This is a genomic window from Nocardia gipuzkoensis (assembly GCF_021183645.1).
Classification (GTDB): domain Bacteria; phylum Actinomycetota; class Actinomycetes; order Mycobacteriales; family Mycobacteriaceae; genus Nocardia; species Nocardia abscessus.
Genome location: NZ_CP089225.1, coordinates 1,689,771 through 1,708,409 on the forward strand (window position 1 = coordinate 1,689,771; position 18,639 = coordinate 1,708,409).

An 18,639-nucleotide genomic window follows, 5' to 3' on the forward strand; every position below is an offset into this window, starting at 1 on the left:
CTGGATAGGTTAGCCTTGGCTGACTTATTCTGAGTCGGGCTCCACGGAGCCGGATCGAGGGTGTTCCTCGACGAAGGAGGGTGACGATGAAGGCTGTTCGGACCCGGCGCGGGTTGGCGCGCACGGCGGTGGCGGCACTGGCGGGCGCGCTCGCCCTCGGCCTGGCGGGCTGCGGGTCGGACACCGGCAACGGCGGCTCCGGCGGCGAGTCGATCACGATCACCCACGCCAGGGGCGAAACCACTGTCGAAGGCACCCCGAAGAAGATCGTCACCCTCGGCAACCAGTGGCTCGACACCGCACTTGCCCTCGACACCGTCCCCGTCGGCTACATCGACAATGTCGCCATCGCCGCGCAGTCGGTCCCGCCGTGGCAGCCGGACAAGCTCGGCTCGGCGAAATCGATCAGCAGTATCTCGGCCATCTCCGAGCAGGTCGCCGCGCTCGAGCCGGATCTGATCCTGGTCGATCCGTTCATCGCGGACCAGAAGACCTACGACGAACTGTCCCGCGTCGCGCCCACCGTGCCCGGCCTGACCAAGGATACGGTCGGTGCGTGGCAGGAGCAGGTCACCACCCTGGGCAAGATCCTCGGTAAGCAGGATGCCGCCGCCAAGGTGATCGCGAGCGTCGAGGACAAGATCGCGGGGCTCGTGGCGGCCAATCCGGGACTGAAAGGCAAGACCTTCGCCAGCACCTGGCTGGGCAGCCCCTCCCAGCTGATGGTGCTCACCGACCCCAACGACGGCTCGGCCCGCGTTTTCGGGCAACTCGGCTTGGGCATCCCGCGGAATCTGGTCGAGCAGCCGTCCAGTGGGGGCCGCCTCGCGCTCTCCACCGAACGCATAGATGAGATCACCGCCGATCTGCTGCTGGCGGGCTACTCCGGGACCATGGACGAAAAGTACCGCCAATTGCCGGGATACGCGGAGTTGCCCGCGGTGCAGAAGGGTTCGGTGGTGTTCCTGACCACCCAGGAGATCACCGCGGTGAACCAGCCGACCGCGCTGTCGGTGCCCTACATCCTCGACAAGCTGACCCCGGCGCTGGCCGCGGTCGCCAAGTAAGAGTCGCCCGCCGTGCCCACCCTCACCTTCTCCGATCAGACCCGGCTCGCGTTGCGGGCCGGGGCCACCTGCCTGACCACGCCCGCCGGTGCGGTGCTGCTCAATCCTCCGCACAACGAGAAACTGACCGGCCTGGCCAAGGGACAACTGCTCGCGCTCAAGGCCCTCAACCGGGGACCGGCGACCGTCGCCGAGCTGTCGCAGGCGGCGAACGGCGACGACGTGGCCGAGCTGATGGCACGGCTCGCCGCGGGAGGCTGGTTGTCCGTGACGGTCCGCGACGGCGGCCGCGACCTCTACAGCGTGCATCCGTTCGGCAAGCCGCGCCCGCAGCCCGACAGCAGGCCCGCCTGGTCGGCGACGCTGTCGAAGTTCGCTGTGCTGCATCGTGATTCGGACGGGTTCGTGCTCGAGCATCCGCTGTCGTGGTGCGACGTGCGCATCCACGATCCGCGACTGCTCGCGCTGCTCGACGGACCGGGCGCGGCCGACAGCACGCTGCCGATCGCGGTGAAGACGCAGTTCGCCGACGATCTGTTCCGGTGTGGATTCCTCGTCGCCGACCCCGACGCCGAGGAGCGCGCGTTCACCACCCGCAGCTGGAGTGCGCCGGACCTGTGGTTCCACCGGCGCAGCACGCTCGGCGAACGCACCGTCACGTGGGAGCATTTCGGCCCGACCGAATGGGCGAAAGGTCAATTCCCGCAGCCGCCCGCCCGCAAGGCGGCCTATCCGGGCGAGCCGTTGCCACTGCCCGCGCCCGATCTGGCCGCATTGCGCGAGGCCGACCCGCCGCTGACCGCGGTGCTCGAGGACAGGGTCTCCACCCGCGCCTTCGACGACGCCAACCCGGTCACCGTGGCCCAACTGGGTGAGCTGCTGTATCGCACGGCCCGGACCAGGAGCACCCGCTCGGAGGTCGAGGGCGAGGAACTGGTGTCCAAGCCCTACCCCAGCGGGGGCAGCGTCTACGAACTCGAGCTGTATCCAGTGGTGCGCAATGTCGAGGGCCTCGCACCGGGCATGTATCACTACGACTCGGTCGAGCACGTGCTGCGTCCGGTGGCCGCCGCCGACAGTCCGGCGGTGGCGAAATTGGTGAAGTCCACCTCGGCGACCCTGTCCGACGGCGCCGAACCGCAGGTGCTCATCGTCATGGGCGCGCGTTCCGGACGTGTCATGTGGACCTACGAGCAGGTCTCCTACGCCGTCATCCTCAAACACGTCGGTGTGCTGATGCAGACGATCTACTTGGCGGCTACCGCCATGGGTCTGGGCGCGTGCGCGCAGGGTTTCGGCGACACCGCGGCCTTCGTGACCGCCGCGGGTGTGGACGAACTCGAGGAATGCAGCGTCGGCAGCATCATCATCGGCTCGCCCGCGCCGCGCTGAGACGCGGCGACCGGCCGGCGGCCAGGTAGGCGCGTTTGGCCTCCGGCCACCGGGCCGCCATGTCCAGCAGGTAACGCAGTTCCAGGTCGTGGCCCGCGGCGACATCCGTGCCGGAGTCGGCGACGAGTCCGGACTCCGCGTCGCGCACGATACGCAGTGTGTGGCTGCGGATGTCGTCGGGTGGATAGTCGGACGCATGCCTGCGCAGTTGCAGCAGCGCGTCGCGGATCTCGATCGCCATCCGGTAGCGGCGCAGCGCCGGTCCGCGGCGGTGGGATTCGTCGACCAGCACGATATGCGGGATCGCGGCGGTCAGATCGGCCCAGAGTGGTTGCAATGTCCGGCAATCACGGCTGTCACGGTCCCATCCGACGCGGACCAGCAGCATGCGCACCAGCGGAATCGCCAGCAGCGCCGTGATGACGGCGAAGAAGGCGAATCCGCTCAGCGACCATCCTTCGCCCTGATCGGTCGGCGAGACTCCCATGGGTGCCCGCACGACGACGACCACCGCATAACAAATCCAGAAGGCCCCTACGCAGATCAAGGCGACGTAGGTGATCCGCTGGGCGAGCGGCGTTTCGGCGGAACGGATTTCGCCGATACCGGCGCGTGCGAGCAGGAAGCCCGCCCCGGCCAGCGGCAGGCAGGTCGCGGCGGCGCTGAAGGCGTACCACCGCGAGAAGGTTTCGGCAGGCAACAGCTCCAGGGCGATCGCCACGTCGATCAGCACGGTGAATATCGCCGCGGTCACCGCGACCGAGTCGTAGCGGCGCTGCCGCCGAGCAGCGCCGCCGGAATCCGCGCCGGCCAGCAGGCGTGCTACACCGTACACACTGCCGGCGGTCAGGAATCCGACCATCGCGCCCAGGTGCGTGACGACTGCCGGGGCGCCGGTTCGAATCGACACCACCGCGAGAAGCATGCCGATCCCGGCGAACCCCAGTGCCCGGTTGATCAGACGATCGGTCGCGCTGTCCCGGACGAATATCCAGCGCAGGATCGCTACGAGGACGGCGAAACACGTGATCGCCACCGTCGGAAACAGCGGTACCGCCGTCATCTCCGCCGGTCCCGGTGGGTAGCGGCAACGATGTCGTGCTTCCCGGTCCGATCGTGCATGGAACGAACGATAGGGGCCGAGCGGCACCGAGGCCACTCGCCCGTGGCTACCGGCGGCCTCGCTCTCACGCCTGGGCCAGGATCTCCTCGTCGCTCATCGACGCCACCTCCATATAGAGGCGCGCGACCGCGGACAGCCGCTCCGGGACGCCGCGATCGGCTTCCCGTTGGGCGAGCCGCTCGGCCAACCCCGCCACGGTCCGCGTCGCGAAGACGTCCGCGACCAGCGCGTGGTCGACCTCCAGCCATTCCCGCACCCGCGCGATGACGGTGGTGGCCAGCACCGAATCGCCGCCGAGGCCGAAGAAATCGTCGTGCACACCGACGGTGTCCACGCCGAGGACTCCGGCCACGATATCGGCGAGTGCGGCCTCGACGTCGTTGCGTGGTGCGCTGTTCTCGGCGGCGCCCGCGCCGGGTTCCAGCAGCGCGACCACCGCGCGCCGGTCCAGTTTGCCGTTGCCGGTCAGCGGCATCTGCTTCAGGAATTCCACCCGGGTGGGAATCATGTAGGCGGGCAACAGATTCGCGACAGCGGCGGTGATGTCGCCGATGTCGTCCCGCTCACCAGCGACGGCCGCGACCAGTTTGGGCGCGCCCGCGCCGACCACCGCCGCCACGGCGTGGCGCACGCCGGGCACCGTGCGCAGCGCGCTCTCCACCTCGCCGAGTTCGACTCGGTAGCCCCGGATCTGCACCTGATGGTCGGCGCGACCCAGGAATTCGATGGTGCCGTCGGGCCAGTATCGAGCCATGTCACCGGTCTTGTACCACCGGATGCCCTCGTATTCCACGAATCGCTCGGCGGTGCGTTCCGGGTCGTTTCGATAACCCGCCGCGACATTCGCACCGCCGACCCAGAATTCACCGGGCACCCAGTCGGGACAGTCGCGGCCGGCCGGTGAGACCACTCGGCATCGGACATTGCGCAGCGGAACGCCGAACGGCACGGCCGCCCACTCCGCGGGTGGCTCGCCCACCACCTCACAGATGGTGTTGTGGATCGAGGTCTCGGTGGCCCCGCCCAGTCCGGAGAAGCGGCAGCCCGGGACCTGGGCCGCCAGCCTGCGCGCCAGATCCGCGCCGACCCAGTCGCCGCCGAGGGTGACCGCGCGCAGCGAATCGCCGAGCTGATCGCCGCCGATGTCCAGGATCATGTCGAGCATGCTCGGCACACAGTTGAGGATCGAAACCCGATGGTGGCGAAGCAGTTGCACCCAGGTCGTCGCTTCGGCGCGCTGCCCGGGATCGACCGCGACCACCGAGCCGCCGGCCGAGAACATGCCGAAGATGTCGTAGACCGACGCGTCGAACTCCAGGGCCGACAACGCCAGTACGCGGTCGGCGCTGCCGACCTCGAACCACTCGTTCACCGCGTCGATGGTGTTCATCGCGCCACGGTGCGGCACGTCCACGCCCTTGGGCACACCGGTGGAACCGGAGGTGAAGATCACGTAGGCGATCGCTTCGGTATCCGGGAAAACCGGCGCGGCCAGCGGGTTCGGGTGCTCGCGCGCCGCATCGATGGAGACGCACGGGATCGGCACACCCATATCGCCGCCGGGAAGGGTCACGGCCGCGACGATCGCTCCGGTCCGCAGGATCTCGGCACGCCTGCCGACCGGCTGATCGAATCCGATGGGCACGTAGGTCGCGCCCGCGGCCAGCACACCGAGCACCGCGAGGATCTGATCGGGCCCCTTCGGAAGCTGGACCGCCACGGCGTCGCCGGGCCGCACCCCCTCACGGTGCAGCGCGCCGGCGACGGCGAGTGCGCGTGACGCGAGTTCGCCGTAGCTCCACTCCCCCGCCTCCGCGCCGAGGCCCCACACCACCGCGGGCGCACCGGGATTCGTGGCGGCGTAGTCGAAGAATCCCTGGTGCAGGCAGCGACCGCTGACCGGCCCGTCGGTGGCGTTGACCGCCGCGCGCACCTCGGCCTGGGCGACCGGCAAGCGCACCGCGGCCTCGGCCTTCCAACCTGCCTCGCCCTCGCCGAGGCGGTCGATGGCCTGCGTGTAGCGGGCGAACATGGCGTCGACCATCCCCGCGGGGAATGCCGATTCGCGGACGTCCCAGTTGAGCAGCAGCCCGCCGCGCACCTCGGTGACCTGGGCATCCAGCAGCACCTGCGGGCCCTGGGAGATGATCCACACCGGATCGCCGAAGGTTTCGGTCACCCGGTCGGCGAACAGTTCGCCCAGATTCAGCGCGCTGGTGTAGACCACGGGCGCCAGCACCGGCTCACCACGGTGCCTGCCCAGGTCGCGCAGTACCTCGAGTCCGGAATAGGACGTGTGCGCACCGCTGTCGTGCATGCTGCGCTGCAGAGCACGGGCCCGGTCGGCTACCGACATGTTCTCCGTGACATCCACCTCCAGCATGATCGACGAGGTGAAATCGCCGATCACCCGGTCGATTTCGGGATGGACCGGTTCGCGATGGAACAGCGGGACGTTCAGCAGGAACCGGCTCTGCGCCGACCAGCCTCCGATGGTTTCGGCGAAGACCGCCGCCAGCGCCATGGCCGGGGTGATGCCGCGCTGATGGGCCGCGGCGAGCAGACGCCGCTTCGCCTCCGGCGCCAGCCAGTGGTCGTAGCGCACGGTGCGGTGCGGTGCGCTGCGCTCACCGACCGGAACGGTCGGAAGCTCCGGCGCGCCGGGCAGTTCCGGCAACCGCTGCTGCCACCACTGCCGGTCGCGCTCGCGGGCGGCGCTGTCCTCCTGGCGTTCGGTGCGGTAGCGGCGATAGGTGTAACCGGGGGCGGTCACGGTGGCGCCGTGGTAGAGCTCGGCGAGTTCGGAGATCAGCACCCGGTAGCTCATCGCGTCACCGGCCAGCATGTCGACGTCGAGATGCAGGCGGGTGCTGTTCTCGTCGCGCAGGGTGAGCGTGATGTCGATGACCTGACCGTCCTCGATGGCCAGGCGCTGATGGGTCTTCCCTTCGCGTAATTCGGCCAGCGCGGCGTCGGCCGCTTCCGGCCCGTGCGACCGCAGGTCGACCACCGCGAAGACCGGCCTGCCGGGTTCGGGCATGGTCTGCTGCGTGCCGTCGGGCAGGAATCGGGTGCGCAACATCGGGTGGGCCGCGACCAGATCGGCCACCGCGCGCTCGAGTCGCGCGGGATCGATCCGGCCGCCGTCGAATTCGACGTAGAGGTGGGCCGCGACGCCGCCGAGTTCCTGTTCGTCGGAACGGCCGATCCAGTAGGCGTGCTGCATGGTGGCCAGCGGGAAGGGGTCCTCGTCGGCCTGCGGCTCGGCGGAGGCCGGTTCGGGGGTCTGCTCGACCTGCGAGCCGGACTCCTCCGCCCCCAGCAGACCGTGCCATGCGTCCACCGTGGGGCTGGCCGCGAGCTGAGCGAAGTTGATATCGACGCCCCGTTTGCGCCAGCCACCGGCCAGCTTCATCGTGCGGATCGAGTCGAGACCCAACTGGATCAGATCGTCGTGATCGGCGACCTCGCCCGCGGCGATACCGAGCTGGCCGGCCACCGCGGCCCTGATCTCCTCCTTGGTGATGCCGACTCCGCCGTCGCCCGGCCGCTGTGCCGACTCCATTCCGCTGTCACTCCTTGCCTGATCCGACATGAACGCCTCCACTACCCCCGGCCGCGTACCGCGATGAAAACTCGCTGGTCGAGCAGGGCGACCGGATGGTCAGCCGTGGGCAGGACCAGCTCGGGCGTGAGGCCTGCCGCGACCAGTTGATCCCGCCATTCGCGCTCGGTCAGGAAGATCCGGTCGGTGCCCGCCCGCACGTCGGTCAGGCCGGCGTGCGGCTGATCCTCCCGCGGCGACATCAGGAAGTGCACGGAGGTCAGCTGCTCGCAGTGCGCGTGACAGGTCTCGATGATCACCACCGCGCCACCGGGTTCGAGCAGATCGTGCAGTTGCCCGAGGGTCACCGCGATGTCGTGGGCGTTGTGCAGCACATTCGCCGCGATCACGATGTCGTAGCGCGGCTGATCCGCCAGGTCCGCGTTCATGTCGACGATCCCGTACCGCATCCACGGGTAGTCGGCGAACCGCCGCTTCGCGGCCTCGAGGAAGAAGGTGGACACGTCGGTGAAGTGGTACTCCACCGGCAGTCCGGACAGCGCGGCCGTGACGTCGTCGGTGGTGCCGCCGATGCCCGCGCCCAGTTCCAGCACACGCACCGGCGACCGGTCACCGCGCAGGCCGTCGACCAGGTCGGCGACCGCCCGGCCCGCGGCCAGGTTCAGATAGCGGCTGCTGAGGTTGTCCCGGTAGGCGGCCTCGGCCGTGGTCATATCCCCGTTGGGGAACAGCAACTCCTGGACGCGCATGCTGTCCTGGGCGAGTTCGGTCAGGTGGTCGTCGGAGGCTTGCAGGAAGGTCGCGAGCGGACGCGGATATCCCAGGTCCGCACAGACTTCGACCAGACTGGGCCTGGTCGGCGCCTGCACCGGCCGCGCGTACCGGTAGCCGTGATCCACGTCGCCCTCGAGGGAGCCGTTCGCGGCCAGTGCCTGCAACCATTGCCGCAGCAGCCACCGGTGCCGCGGGGCGAATCGCATGCGCGTCGCGATGTCGTCCACGGCGCGAATGTCGGTTTCGGACAGGAACGGTCGCAGCGCGGCCAGCATGGCGCGCAGTCCGAACAGATCCATATCGTGCCGCGCCGAACGGAAGCGCTCGGCGTCGAAGTCGCTCGGAACGGCGTGCTGGGCAGCCTCTTTCGCCCTGGCGACCCGATCGGCGGCACTCGCCATCGCACCCGAGGGCAGACTCCGCACCACCGGCGCCGACCGCGTCGGTGGCGCTACCTCGGCAACCACCGCCTGCGGAGCGGCACCGCCCGCTTCGGCCCCGATGAGCCGGACCACGTCATCGAGCGAGGCGCCGCCGATGAGATCGCCCACCGGCACGTCGGCGCGGAATTCGCTCTTGACGCGCCTGCGCAGTTCCAGGGCCTGAAGGGAGTCCAGACCGATGGCGACCAGCGACCGGGTGCTGTCGATCGTGTCGGCATCGTCGGCGCCGATGATCTCGGCGAGCAGCCGCACCATGCGGGCGGGCACGTCGGCACCGGTCACCTGCGCGCCGCCGACCTCGCGGCCGGAATCGGCCACCGGGGCGGACACGGCGATCGGTGTCTCCAGCCCGGACAAGACGGGACCGTAACCGAAGGCGCCGAGCACGGTGCGCCCGCGATCCCAGTCGAAGGCGGCGACGACCGCGTTGCCACGCAGCCCGCCGAGGCCGAGGGCGATGGCATCCGGCGAAGCCATCGGTAGATACCCGACCTCGGCCAGTTTCGCGAGGTCGGCATCGCCCTTGCCCTCGAAGACGTCCCACTGACCCCACTGCACCGACACGCACCGCAGACCGTCGGCGTCCAGGCGCCGCGCGATCGCGTCGACCATCCGGTTCGCCGCGGCGTAGACGACCGTGCCACGTCCGCCGAGTGTGGCGGCGAGCGAGGAACACAGGACGATCTCGCAATCGTCGGCCCTGGTCAGCGCATCGAGGACATTCGCGATGCCGACGACCTTCCCGGACAGGGCTTGCTCGACCGGACCGTGGGTGATCTCGGTGAGTTCGAGTTCGCCGATCACCGAATTGTCCGCCGCCGCGTGGATCACGAGGTGTGCCGGGGTGTCCCGGAGCCGGTCGGCCAGCCGCGCGACCGACGCCCGGTCACCGATGTCGCACGGCACCACCGTGACCTCGGCCGACCCCAGCGCACGGATATCGCGCAGTCGCCGCGTGACCGCCTCGGTCTCCCCCGACCGGCTCAGCAGCGTCACCCGCCGGGCCCCGTTGCGCACCACGTGTTCGCAGAACTCGAGCCCGAGACTGCCGGTGCCACCGGTGATGACCACATTCTCCGGGTTCGACGGCCCGCGCAGCAGCGCGGAGTGGTCCGCTTCGACGAGCCGCTTGGCGTACAGATTGCCGTCACGCAGCGCGAGCTCGGGCTCCTCGGCCGTGTGCAGCGCGGTGACTATCGACGGTACCGCCTGCGCGTTCGCCTGGTCCGCAGCGAGATCCAGATGGCGGAACGCGACACCGGGATATTCCGTGCTCGCCGAACGGAAGCCGGCGCTCGCGCCTGCGTGTACCGGATGCGGCGGCGCGTCACCCGGGACTGCCGCTTCACCGGCGACGGTGAGCAGCCAGTATTCGGTCACCCCCGCATCGGGCTTCGACCACCAGCGCCGCGCGCCGAGGAACTCGGCGACCTCCGCGACCGCGGCGGAACCGTCCAGCTCGGGAAGGTTCGGCAGCAACACCACGATGGTGTCGATATCGCCGTCGCCGCTGCCCGCTCCGATATCGAGCAGTCGTCCGCCCAGCCCCTGATTCGTCGCGTATTCGACCAGTGCAGCGGCGAGTTCGGCGCACTGACCGGTGTGATCGACGATGCCCAGCGCGCGGGGCGCGGTCATCGACCGCCGCACCAGCCGGACCCACTCTTCCACGAGCAGTTGCGGTTTCGGGGCGGCTTGCGCCACCGTGACCGATTCCGGCTGTGCCGGGGCGGCCTGCGCACACGCCGCGGTGCGGGCGGACGATCTGGCGCCCCCGAGGGTGACATCGTGGGGAAGCCACAGTGTCATCTCGTTCATCCGCACATTCGGGAAGTCCGGCAGCGGCAGCCGAGCGGGCGCGCCGGGGTCGATGCGCAGGCTCTCCCAGCGGTAATTCAGGTCGTTGACCGCGAGTACCGCGAGATTCCTGGTGAATTCGGTCAGATCGGTCGCCGTGCGGCTCGACGTGCCGCTCACCGTGGTGGCGCGATCGGCCGCGAATTCGGCGAGACTCTCCTCGACGGCCAGCTGCAAGGTCGGATGCTCGGCGAGTTCGACGAAGGTGTCGATCTCCCGCGCGACCGCGGCCGCGACGGCGCGGTCGAATCGGACCGGGTTGCGCAGATTCCAGAACCAGTACTCGTCGACGGGGAGATCGGGAGTGATCGCATCACCGAGCGTCGCGCCGAGACAGTCGATCTCGGAGTCGAGGAAGCGGGCATTGTCCAGCCTGCTGTGCACGGCGTCGCGGATCACGTCCCGGAACTCGTTGAGCAGGCTGGTATGCGCCGGGTAGCGGACCCGGATCACGCGGGCGAACCGGCCGCGTTCGGCGAGCACGTCCACGACGGCCTGCACGGTGTCGCGATCGCCGGAGATCCCCACCATGCGGGGCGAGTTCACCACCGACACCTGCGCCCACCCGGACTGACGCGCCAGCACGTCCTCGCACTCGTCCCGATCGGCGGCGACGACCGCCATGGCATAACGGTCGGAGGCGATCTTGTCGACCGCGCGGGCGCGGGTACCGACGACGACGATCGCGTCGGCGAGGGTCATCGTCCCCGACAGGTAGGCGGCGGCGATCTCCCCCTGGCTGTGCCCGATCGTGGCGGCGGCCTCGATGCCGACCGATCGCCACATCGCGCCGAGACCCACCATCTGCATGAACAGGGCGGGCTGGACGATCCTGGCGTTGTCGTCGGCCTCGGCCTCCGCGTCGAGCAGGTACGGCAGCGGGGATTCGCCGAACAGGTCACGGAAGACACCGTCACAGCGATCGACCTCGAAGCGGAACGCCTCCACCCGGTCGTAGAAGAGTCTGCCCATGCCAGGGCGCTGACTGCCCTGGCCGGGCAGCACGTAGGCGATCCGGCGCGCGGCGGCTGGTTCGGTGGTGCCGACCACCGCCGGGTGGTCGGATCCGTCGCGCACCGCCGTCAGCGCCGCGTCGAGATCGTCGCGGCCGGTCACCATCAGCAAGGCGCGGTGACGCCGCGCGACCCGGGTGCGCAACAGCATGTCCGCCACGCGATCGACGGTGACGGCGGGGCGATCCGAGACGTAGGAGAGGATGGACGCTGCCTCTTCGCGCAGCGTAGCGGGGGTATCCGCCGACAGGAGAACCGGAATCGATCCGTCGGGCAGGCGATAGTTAGAAATCGTCGTTCTCCTCACGAACGGGCATCGCGATGATCGCGTGCGCGTTGGATCCACTCGCGCCGAAGGAGGACACCGCGCCGTAGCGGACGCCGTTCTTCGGTTCCCATGGCTGGAGTTCCGTGGCCAGCCGCAGACTCGACCGGTCCCAGTCCACGCGGGTAGTGGGCTTGTCGGAGAACAAGGTCGGCGGGATCTGTCCGTGCCTGCCCGCGAGCAGCAGCTTGATCAGACCCAGCATGCCCGCGGCCGCCTGCGCGTGGCCGGCGTTGGACTTCACCGAACCGAGCAGGGGTCGGGTACCGGCGGCGCCGTAGGTGTTCTGCAATGCGACCAGTTCGACCGGATCGCCCGCGCGGGTGGCGGTGCCGTGTCCTTCGATCATGCCGATGTCGGCCGGATCGATACCCGATTGCGCGATGGTCTTGCGGATCAACCGTTCCTGAGCATCGGTGCGCGGCACGAGGATCGGTTTGCCCTTGCCGTTGTGATTGTGGTTGGAGGCCAGCAGACGGCCGTATACGCGGTGCCCGAGTCGCCGTGCGCGCGACTCACGTTCGACGACGACGATGCCCGCTCCTTCACCCCACAGCGTGCCGGTGGCGTCGTCGGAGTACGCGCGGCAGTGACCGTCGGTCGACAGCGCGTTCAGTTTGGAGAATTCGTAGAAGACCCCCGGACCTCCCATGACGCAGACCGCACCGGCCAGCGCCCATTCGCAATCCCCGTCGCGCACGGCGGCAGCGGCGAGATGAACCGCGGTCAGGGATGAGGCGCAGGCGGCGTCGACGGCCATCGACGGGCCGATCAGCCCGAGGCAGTGTGACACTCGTCCCGCAGCGCTCAGCAATCCGTAACCGATGGTCCGAACCCCGGTGTATTCGTTGACTTCCGCCGCCACCGGTCCGTATTCCATCGGCGAACAACCGATGAAACATCCGGCGTCCTCACCGGCGAGCGCGCCCGGATTCAATCCCGTATTCTCCAGCGCCCGCCACGCGACGCGCAGCGCGACTCGCTGCTGCGGATCCGTCGCAATCGCCTCGCGCTGGCCGATGCCGAAGAAAGCGGGGTCGAATTCCGCTGCGTCGTCCAGGAATCCGCCCGCGTCGCAGACGTTGCTCCATCCGTCGAGCTCCGATACCGAAAGCAGATCCTCGACCGGCCAGCCGCGATCGCGCGGAAAAGGCCCGACCAACTCCCTCGACGCTGTGAGCGCGGACCAGAACGATCCGGGACTGTCGATTCCACCCGGCGCCTCGACGGCCATTCCGGAAATGACGATGTGATCGACGTCCTGCGCCGTTGCTGATGTCACCGCTGATCCTCGAGTTTCATACCGCCGGTGCGGGATGCGCCTGTTCGGCAAGCAATTCCGCGATGGCAGAGACGTGGTTGTGCAGATAGAAATGTCCGCCCTCGAACATCGTGACCTCGACGTCGTCGCCGTGGCGGTGCCAGCCGTGCAGGTCCGCCATCGAGACGATCGGGTCGCGATCACCGCCGATCGCGTGAATCCTGGTGGCGACGCGGACCGTCTCCGGGCACCGGTACGCCTCGGAGGCCTTGTGGTCGGCCTTGATGGCGGGCAGCGACAGCCGCATGATCTCCCGGCTCGCGAGCACGTCGGAGTTGATGCCCTCGAGCATGATGAGGTGATCGAGCAGCTCGTCGTCGTCTTCCGGTGTGGGCTTGCGATATTCGGCTCGCGACGGCGCCACCGCCGCCGAAATCGTGAGCTGCCGTACATCGACGCCCGCGGCGAGGGCGAGCCTGACGAATTCGAAGGAAACGAGCGCGCCCATACTGTGCCCGAATGCGACAATCGGCACATCGCGGTTGTAGTTCGACATCCGGAATTCGGCGAAAGCGCCCGCGGCAATATCCTGGAGCGAGGTCAATGCCGGTTCGCCGGCACGGTCCTGACGTCCGGGATACTGGAAGATGATGACGTCGTAATGCGCACTGAACGCTTTGGAGAGTGTGCGATACGCGGACGCTCCCGCACCGGCGTGCGGAAAGATCAACAGCGGCAGCCGCTCGGGCGAATCCGGCTTGTGAAACTTTCTGATCCATCCCGGTTTGTGCTGCATAGTGCTACCCACTTTCGAAACTCCCGCCGACAACTACAGCGGAAGCAAACCCGCAAACCGTTCGATACATGGTGCAACGCAGCAGTTATCGGCCTATCTTAGGTAAGGCTATCATAAGTTTTTGCCTCGCACCGGGCGAGCGCCGCCGCCAGAACCGCGACGCTGCGATCCCACAGGGCAGCCAGGCGGTCGATCTCGGCCTGCGTGAACAACGCCGCACTCCAGCGCCACGTGATCATCAGCTGCGGTCCGCTCTCGGTGGTGTGGACCGCGGCGATCAGGCCGAGGGAATAGCGCAGCGGCAGATCGGGTTCGGGCGCGATCGGCACGGCCGCGGTCAGCGCCGGATCGGTGATCATCGACCACGTTCGGTCGGCCTGCCCGCCGAGATCCACCCGGCCCAGATAGTTGAACTCCACCTGAGGTTCCGGTGTACCGGACAACTCCGCGACCGCGAGCACCGATTGCAGCAGCCCGAAATCGAGCCCCTGTTCCGGCACCGACGCGATGTGCGCGGCAACCGAATCCAGCAGTGCGCGGGCCGAGGCCGGTTCCGCCTGCGCCCGGTCCACGTCGATCGCGTTCGCACCCGCGCCGAGCCGAACCGGGTAGGTGGCCGAGAACCAGCCGACGGTACCGGAGGTGTCGGCCCCCACGACCGTGTCGGCCCGGCCGTGGCTCTCCAGCCCGATGAGCGCTCCGGCGTCCCACTCCTGGCCGCGCTCGCGCCGCCAGGACACCAGCGTCATCGTCAAGGCCGACAGCAGGAATTCCCGGACACCGTCGGCCCTGGTCAGCGCGCCGAGAATCTGCGCGGTGGTCGACGCGGGGACGGTCGCCGAAGTGAGCCGCAGCGACGACCACGTATCGGCCGGGAGCGGTTTGCGCTTCCCTACAGCGGGATCCGGGCCACTCACCTGCTCGACCCAGTAGTCGCGCTGGGCGAGCACGCCGGGCTGCGCGGCCCGCTCCCACATCAGCTGACACCAGCGCCGGTAGGAGGTGGGTTCGGCGATCGCCTTCGGCACCGCGCCGGAGACGACCTGATCCCATGCCGCTGCCATGTCGGCCAGCAGGATTCCCCAGGACACCACATCCACCGCGAGATGGTGAATGGCGAGGAAGAGGATGTCGCCACCGGGCGCACCCCGGAACCACACCGCGCGCACCATTTCCCCGGCCACCGGGTCGAGCTCGTCGATCGCGAGGAGGCTGGCCGAGGTCAGCGCCTCGCCGAAAGAGTGTGCCGGACCGTCGAATGCGTGACTCGCGAGCACGTCCGACGCGGACACGCATCCGGGTTCACGGGTGACGAGGCGCGGGCCGTCCCGCGTCTCGTCCAGGCGGGAGCGCAGCGTGTCGTGCCCGTCCAGCACCGCCTGCAACACCGCTTCGAGGTCCGCCCCGGTGATGCCCTCGGGCAGCGCGAGCAGCACGTGCTGGGCCAGGCGCCGGTACCGGGGCTGGCGGTGCATCCAGGAAACGATGGGCAGCGGCAGCACCGGGCCGTAGTCGTCTCCGCTCGGCACACGCGAGGGCGCCTCGCTCGCCCGGCTGTCGATCGCGGCGGCGAGGTCACGAATCGTCGGCGCCGCGAGCACCATGCGCACGTCGATCGCGATGCCGTGCCTGCGAGCCTTGTTCACCAGCGAGATCGCGACGATGCTGTCCATGCCGAGAGCGAAGAAGTCGTCCGTCACGCCGGGCGTGCGGCCGTCGAACACCTCGGTGAGCACCGCGGTGAGAGCCCGTTCGGTCTCGGTATCCGGCTCGGCGGAAGCCGAGGCGCCCTCCCCGCTGAGCGAACGTTCGGCGAGCACGGCGAGTTCGCGCACGTCGAGTTTGCCGTTGGCGTTCACCGGGAGCCGCGGCAGCACCACCAGCCGTGCGGGAATCATGTACGCGGGCAGGCGATCGGCCAGCGCCGACCGCACGGCGACCGGATCGGCGGCGCGGCCGGGCTCGCACACCACGAATCCCACCAGGGTCACCGCATCCCCTCGGCGCACCACGGTCGCCGCGGCGGCGGCGATTCCCGGCAGGGTTCGCAAAGCCGTTTCGACCTCGCCGATCTCGATGCGGTACCCACGGATCTTCACCTGATCGTCGGCACGCCCCAGGTAGCCGAGGTTGCCGCCGGGCAGTCGGCGCACCAGATCGCCGGTGCGGTACATCCGCCTGCCCTCGGCGAAGGGGTCGGCGACGAAACGACCCGCCGTACCGGCCGGGCGTCCGGCATAACCGCGCGCCAGCTGCGGACCGGCGAGATACAGCTCACCGATCACGCCGACCGGCACCGGGCGGAGCCTGGAATCCAGTACGTAGGCGGTTGTTCCCGCGGTCGGCTTGCCGATCGTCGGCACGTCGAGGCCGGTGGCTCCGGGTGCGGTGACATCGGCGACCACCGCTTCGACGGTCGTCTCGGTCGGGCCGTAGCAGTTGTGCACCGCGACGCCGGGCAGGCCGCGCAGGCGATCCCACAGCTGCGTGTCGATGGCCTCACCGCCGAGGGCGAGCACGGCGGGCGGCCGGTCGAGCAGTCCGGCGGCCACCAGCTGCCGGAACATCGACGGGGTGGTATCGATCATGTCGATTCCGTGCCGCCGCATGCCGTCCACCAGGCGCTGCGCGTCGCGCATGGCCGCGTCGTCGAACAGGTGGATGCCGTGGCCGTCGAGCAATCCGACCATCGGCTGCCACGAGGCGTCGAAGCTCAACGACCAGGCGTGCGCGATCCGCAGGGGGCGCCCCAGCTTTTCCACCGCGGTCCGGTACACCCGTTCCCGGTGATCGGTGAAGTACGCGACAAGGGCCGCATGAGAATTGACCACACCCTTGGGTTCGCCGGTCGAGCCGGAGGTGAAGATGACGTAGGCGCTGCCGGCCGGATGCCGCGCGATCGCGGGCAATTCGGCGGTGGCGCGTCCGGCGATGTCGAACTCGTCGAGGTCGAGCACGATCGCCGGGTCGAGATCGGCGCCGTGGCCGTCGGAGACGAGCACCAGCTTCGGACCGGCCTGCCGGAGGATGGATTCGATACGGGCCGCGGGCAGTCCGACGTCGACGGGCACATAGGCGGCGCCCGCCGCGAGCGTGGCGAGCACAGCGATGATCGCGCGCTCCCCACGCGGCAGCTGCACGGCTACGACATCTTCCGGCCCGACACCGCGCGCGAGCAGTTCACCGGCCAGTCCCTTCGCGCGTTCGGACAACTCCCGGTAGGTCAGCGCGGAGGTGTCCGTGGTGAGGGCGACCGCGTCGAGAGTCGCGCTCACCTGACGCTCGAACAGCTCGAAAACCGTCACCCCACCCTCGCGCCCGGGTACTTCGGGCGTGGTTTCGAACAGGCGTGCCTCCGCGCGCGCCGCATCCGGCAGCACGTCGAGATCGTCGGTGCGCAGATCCGCCGCGTCCGGCAGACGCCGCAGGACGGCCAGCATGGCCGCGCCGATGTCGTCCGGCAGATACGGCACCGATTCCCGCACGGCCTCCACGACGACGGCCAGTTCGTCACCGTGCACGTGCGAGACCACGGTGAGCGGGTAGTGCGTCAGGTTCTTGGCCATCATCGGCCGGAAAGTGACCTCGCCCACGGTATTCACGCCGACCGCGTCGTCCATGGGGGCGTTCTGGAAGACGAACATGGTGTCGAACAGCGAGCTGTATCCGGCCGCGCGCTGCACCGACGACAGACTCAGATATCCGACATCGCGCATGGCGGCCGATTCGCGCTGCAGGCGTGCGCATTCGGACGCGACCGGCGCCGCCGGATCCGTCCGGAACACCACCGGGATGGTGTTCAGGAACAGGCCGATCATGCGTTCCACGCCGGATATCTGCTCCGGACGGCCCGTGACGATGGTGCCGTAGACGACGTCGCGGCGATCGGTCAGCCGCGACAGCAGGATCGTCCAGGCGAACTGCACGACGGAGTTCAGCGTCAGTCCGTGCTGCCGCGCCCAGCCACGCAGCCGCGCGGTGTCGTCCGCGGACAGGATGAAGCGGGTCACCTCGGCCGTCGCCGACGTCGCCCCCCGGGCGAGTCCCATGCTGGTTCCGCCGTCGGCGATCATCAGGGGTCCGCTGAGACCGGCCAATTGCTCGCCCCACCAACGCTGCGCCGCCGACATGTCCTTGGCGCCGAGCCAGCCGATGTAGTCCCGGTACGGCCGCACCCGAGGAAGCGCGTCGGCCGAGCCCCCGGCCAGATACAGTGCCCGCAGCTCACCGAACAGCAGTCCGAGCGACCAGCCGTCCAGCAGGATGTGGTGGATCGTCATGATCAACCGCCACCGCGCGGCGTCGTCCTCGCCCGGTGGCAGCGTCACCAGCGTGGCGCGCAGGGACGGTCCCTTGCCGAGGTCGAACGGGCGTGCCAGCTCCTCGGCTTCGACGTCGTCCAGTTCCTCCACCCGCGCCGCACGTTCGGTCCAGGGCAGTTCGACCCGGCGCGGCACGATCTGAACCGGCTTGGGCACGTCGCGATCCCAGAACACCGCACGCAGATTCGGGTGACGGCGCAGCAGCGTCTCGAGGCAACGGCGCAGCAGTGCGGCGTCCAGCGGTCCTTCGATGTCGACCACGAACGGGATGGTGTACACATCCTGCCCGGCACCGCTCAGCTGGGCCAGCGAGAACAGCCCCTCCTGCAATGGGCTGAGCGCCAGCACATCCTCGATCTCCGCAATGGCCTGACTCATACCCGTTCTCCTGCCTCGCTGCCTTCGCCGCGTCATCGACACCCGGTGATCCCGGCGTTCAGAGCGGCGTATCGCCGACGCCACGAATTCGCCGGCGGCACCCGTGGATGGCGCCCGCACGTCGTCGCTGTCGTCGATACGGCCTTCACCCCACCAAAAAGGCAAGGCTTGCCTAACTCAGAGTGATGGTAACCCACGCCGTCGCCGAGATATAGAGATGTGGTTTGGCTAACCTAATACGCCCCGAGCGCATGTCCCCGCAGGCACCACCACCCCCGCCCACACGACGAATCGTGTGGGCGAGGGCGGGTGAGATCCATGCC

The 18,639-nt window shown here is 69.0% G+C and carries 8 protein-coding genes; 2 read left to right on the forward strand and 6 right to left on the reverse strand.

All coding sequences use genetic code 11. The features are described 5' to 3' along the window. The first annotated feature begins 86 nt into the window (after positions 1–86). Entirely contained in the window at positions 87–1,067 is a 981-nt protein-coding gene (locus tag LTT66_RS07755; protein ID WP_233065534.1) for an ABC transporter substrate-binding protein, read from the forward strand. Between the two features lie 12 nt (positions 1,068–1,079). Beyond that, on the forward strand, positions 1,080–2,459 hold the full coding sequence (locus LTT66_RS07760) for a SagB family peptide dehydrogenase (protein ID WP_233065536.1): 1,380 nt from the start codon (positions 1,080–1,082) through the stop codon (positions 2,457–2,459). On the opposite strand, the gene LTT66_RS07765 is transcribed toward LTT66_RS07760, so the two are convergent. The 6 genes from LTT66_RS07765 to LTT66_RS07790 form a co-directional block, all read right to left on the reverse strand. After that, positions 2,434–3,522, reverse strand: a complete 1,089-nt coding sequence (locus LTT66_RS07765) for a DUF6545 domain-containing protein (protein ID WP_233065538.1) — start codon at positions 3,520–3,522, stop codon at positions 2,434–2,436. The genes LTT66_RS07760 and LTT66_RS07765 overlap by 26 nt on opposite strands. Before the next feature lie 124 nt (positions 3,523–3,646). Beyond that, the gene (locus LTT66_RS07770; protein WP_233065540.1) at positions 3,647–7,147 is read right to left on the reverse strand and encodes a non-ribosomal peptide synthetase; all 3,501 of its coding nucleotides are present in this window, start codon (positions 7,145–7,147) and stop codon (positions 3,647–3,649) included. A 41-nt stretch (positions 7,148–7,188) separates the two neighbouring features. Continuing rightward, a complete protein-coding gene (gene nbtC / locus LTT66_RS07775) occupies positions 7,189–11,511 on the reverse strand; it encodes a nocobactin polyketide synthase NbtC (RefSeq protein ID WP_408638826.1) in 4,323 nt (1,440 codons plus the stop codon). A gap of 7 nt (positions 11,512–11,518) precedes the next feature. Further along, positions 11,519–12,793 carry a beta-ketoacyl [acyl carrier protein] synthase domain-containing protein gene (locus LTT66_RS07780; protein ID WP_233069057.1) on the reverse strand — a complete coding sequence of 425 codons (1,275 nt, stop codon included), beginning with the start codon at positions 12,791–12,793 and terminating at the stop codon, positions 11,519–11,521. A gap of 64 nt (positions 12,794–12,857) precedes the next feature. Beyond that, the gene (locus LTT66_RS07785) at positions 12,858–13,616 is read right to left on the reverse strand and encodes a thioesterase II family protein (protein WP_181722786.1); all 759 of its coding nucleotides are present in this window, start codon (positions 13,614–13,616) and stop codon (positions 12,858–12,860) included. 98 nt (positions 13,617–13,714) lie between these two features. Further along, a complete protein-coding gene (locus LTT66_RS07790; RefSeq protein ID WP_233065544.1) occupies positions 13,715–18,316 on the reverse strand; it encodes a non-ribosomal peptide synthetase in 4,602 nt (1,533 codons plus the stop codon). Between the last annotated feature and the right edge of the window lie 323 nt (positions 18,317–18,639).

Excerpts from the sequence above, each read along its gene's own strand:
- LTT66_RS07755 (WP_233065534.1), top strand. The coding sequence starts at position 87 with ATGAAGGCTGTTCGGACCCGGCGCGGGTTGGCGCGCACGGCGGTGGCG.
- LTT66_RS07765 (WP_233065538.1), bottom strand. The coding sequence starts at position 3,522 with ATGACGGCGGTACCGCTGTTTCCGACGGTGGCGATCACGTGTTTCGCC.
- LTT66_RS07770 (WP_233065540.1), bottom strand. The coding sequence starts at position 7,147 with ATGGAGTCGGCACAGCGGCCGGGCGACGGCGGAGTCGGCATCACCAAG.
- LTT66_RS07780 (WP_233069057.1), bottom strand. The coding sequence starts at position 12,793 with ATGGCCGTCGAGGCGCCGGGTGGAATCGACAGTCCCGGATCGTTCTGG.
- LTT66_RS07785 (WP_181722786.1), bottom strand. The coding sequence starts at position 13,616 with ATGCAGCACAAACCGGGATGGATCAGAAAGTTTCACAAGCCGGATTCG.
- LTT66_RS07790 (WP_233065544.1), bottom strand. The coding sequence starts at position 18,316 with ATGAGTCAGGCCATTGCGGAGATCGAGGATGTGCTGGCGCTCAGCCCA.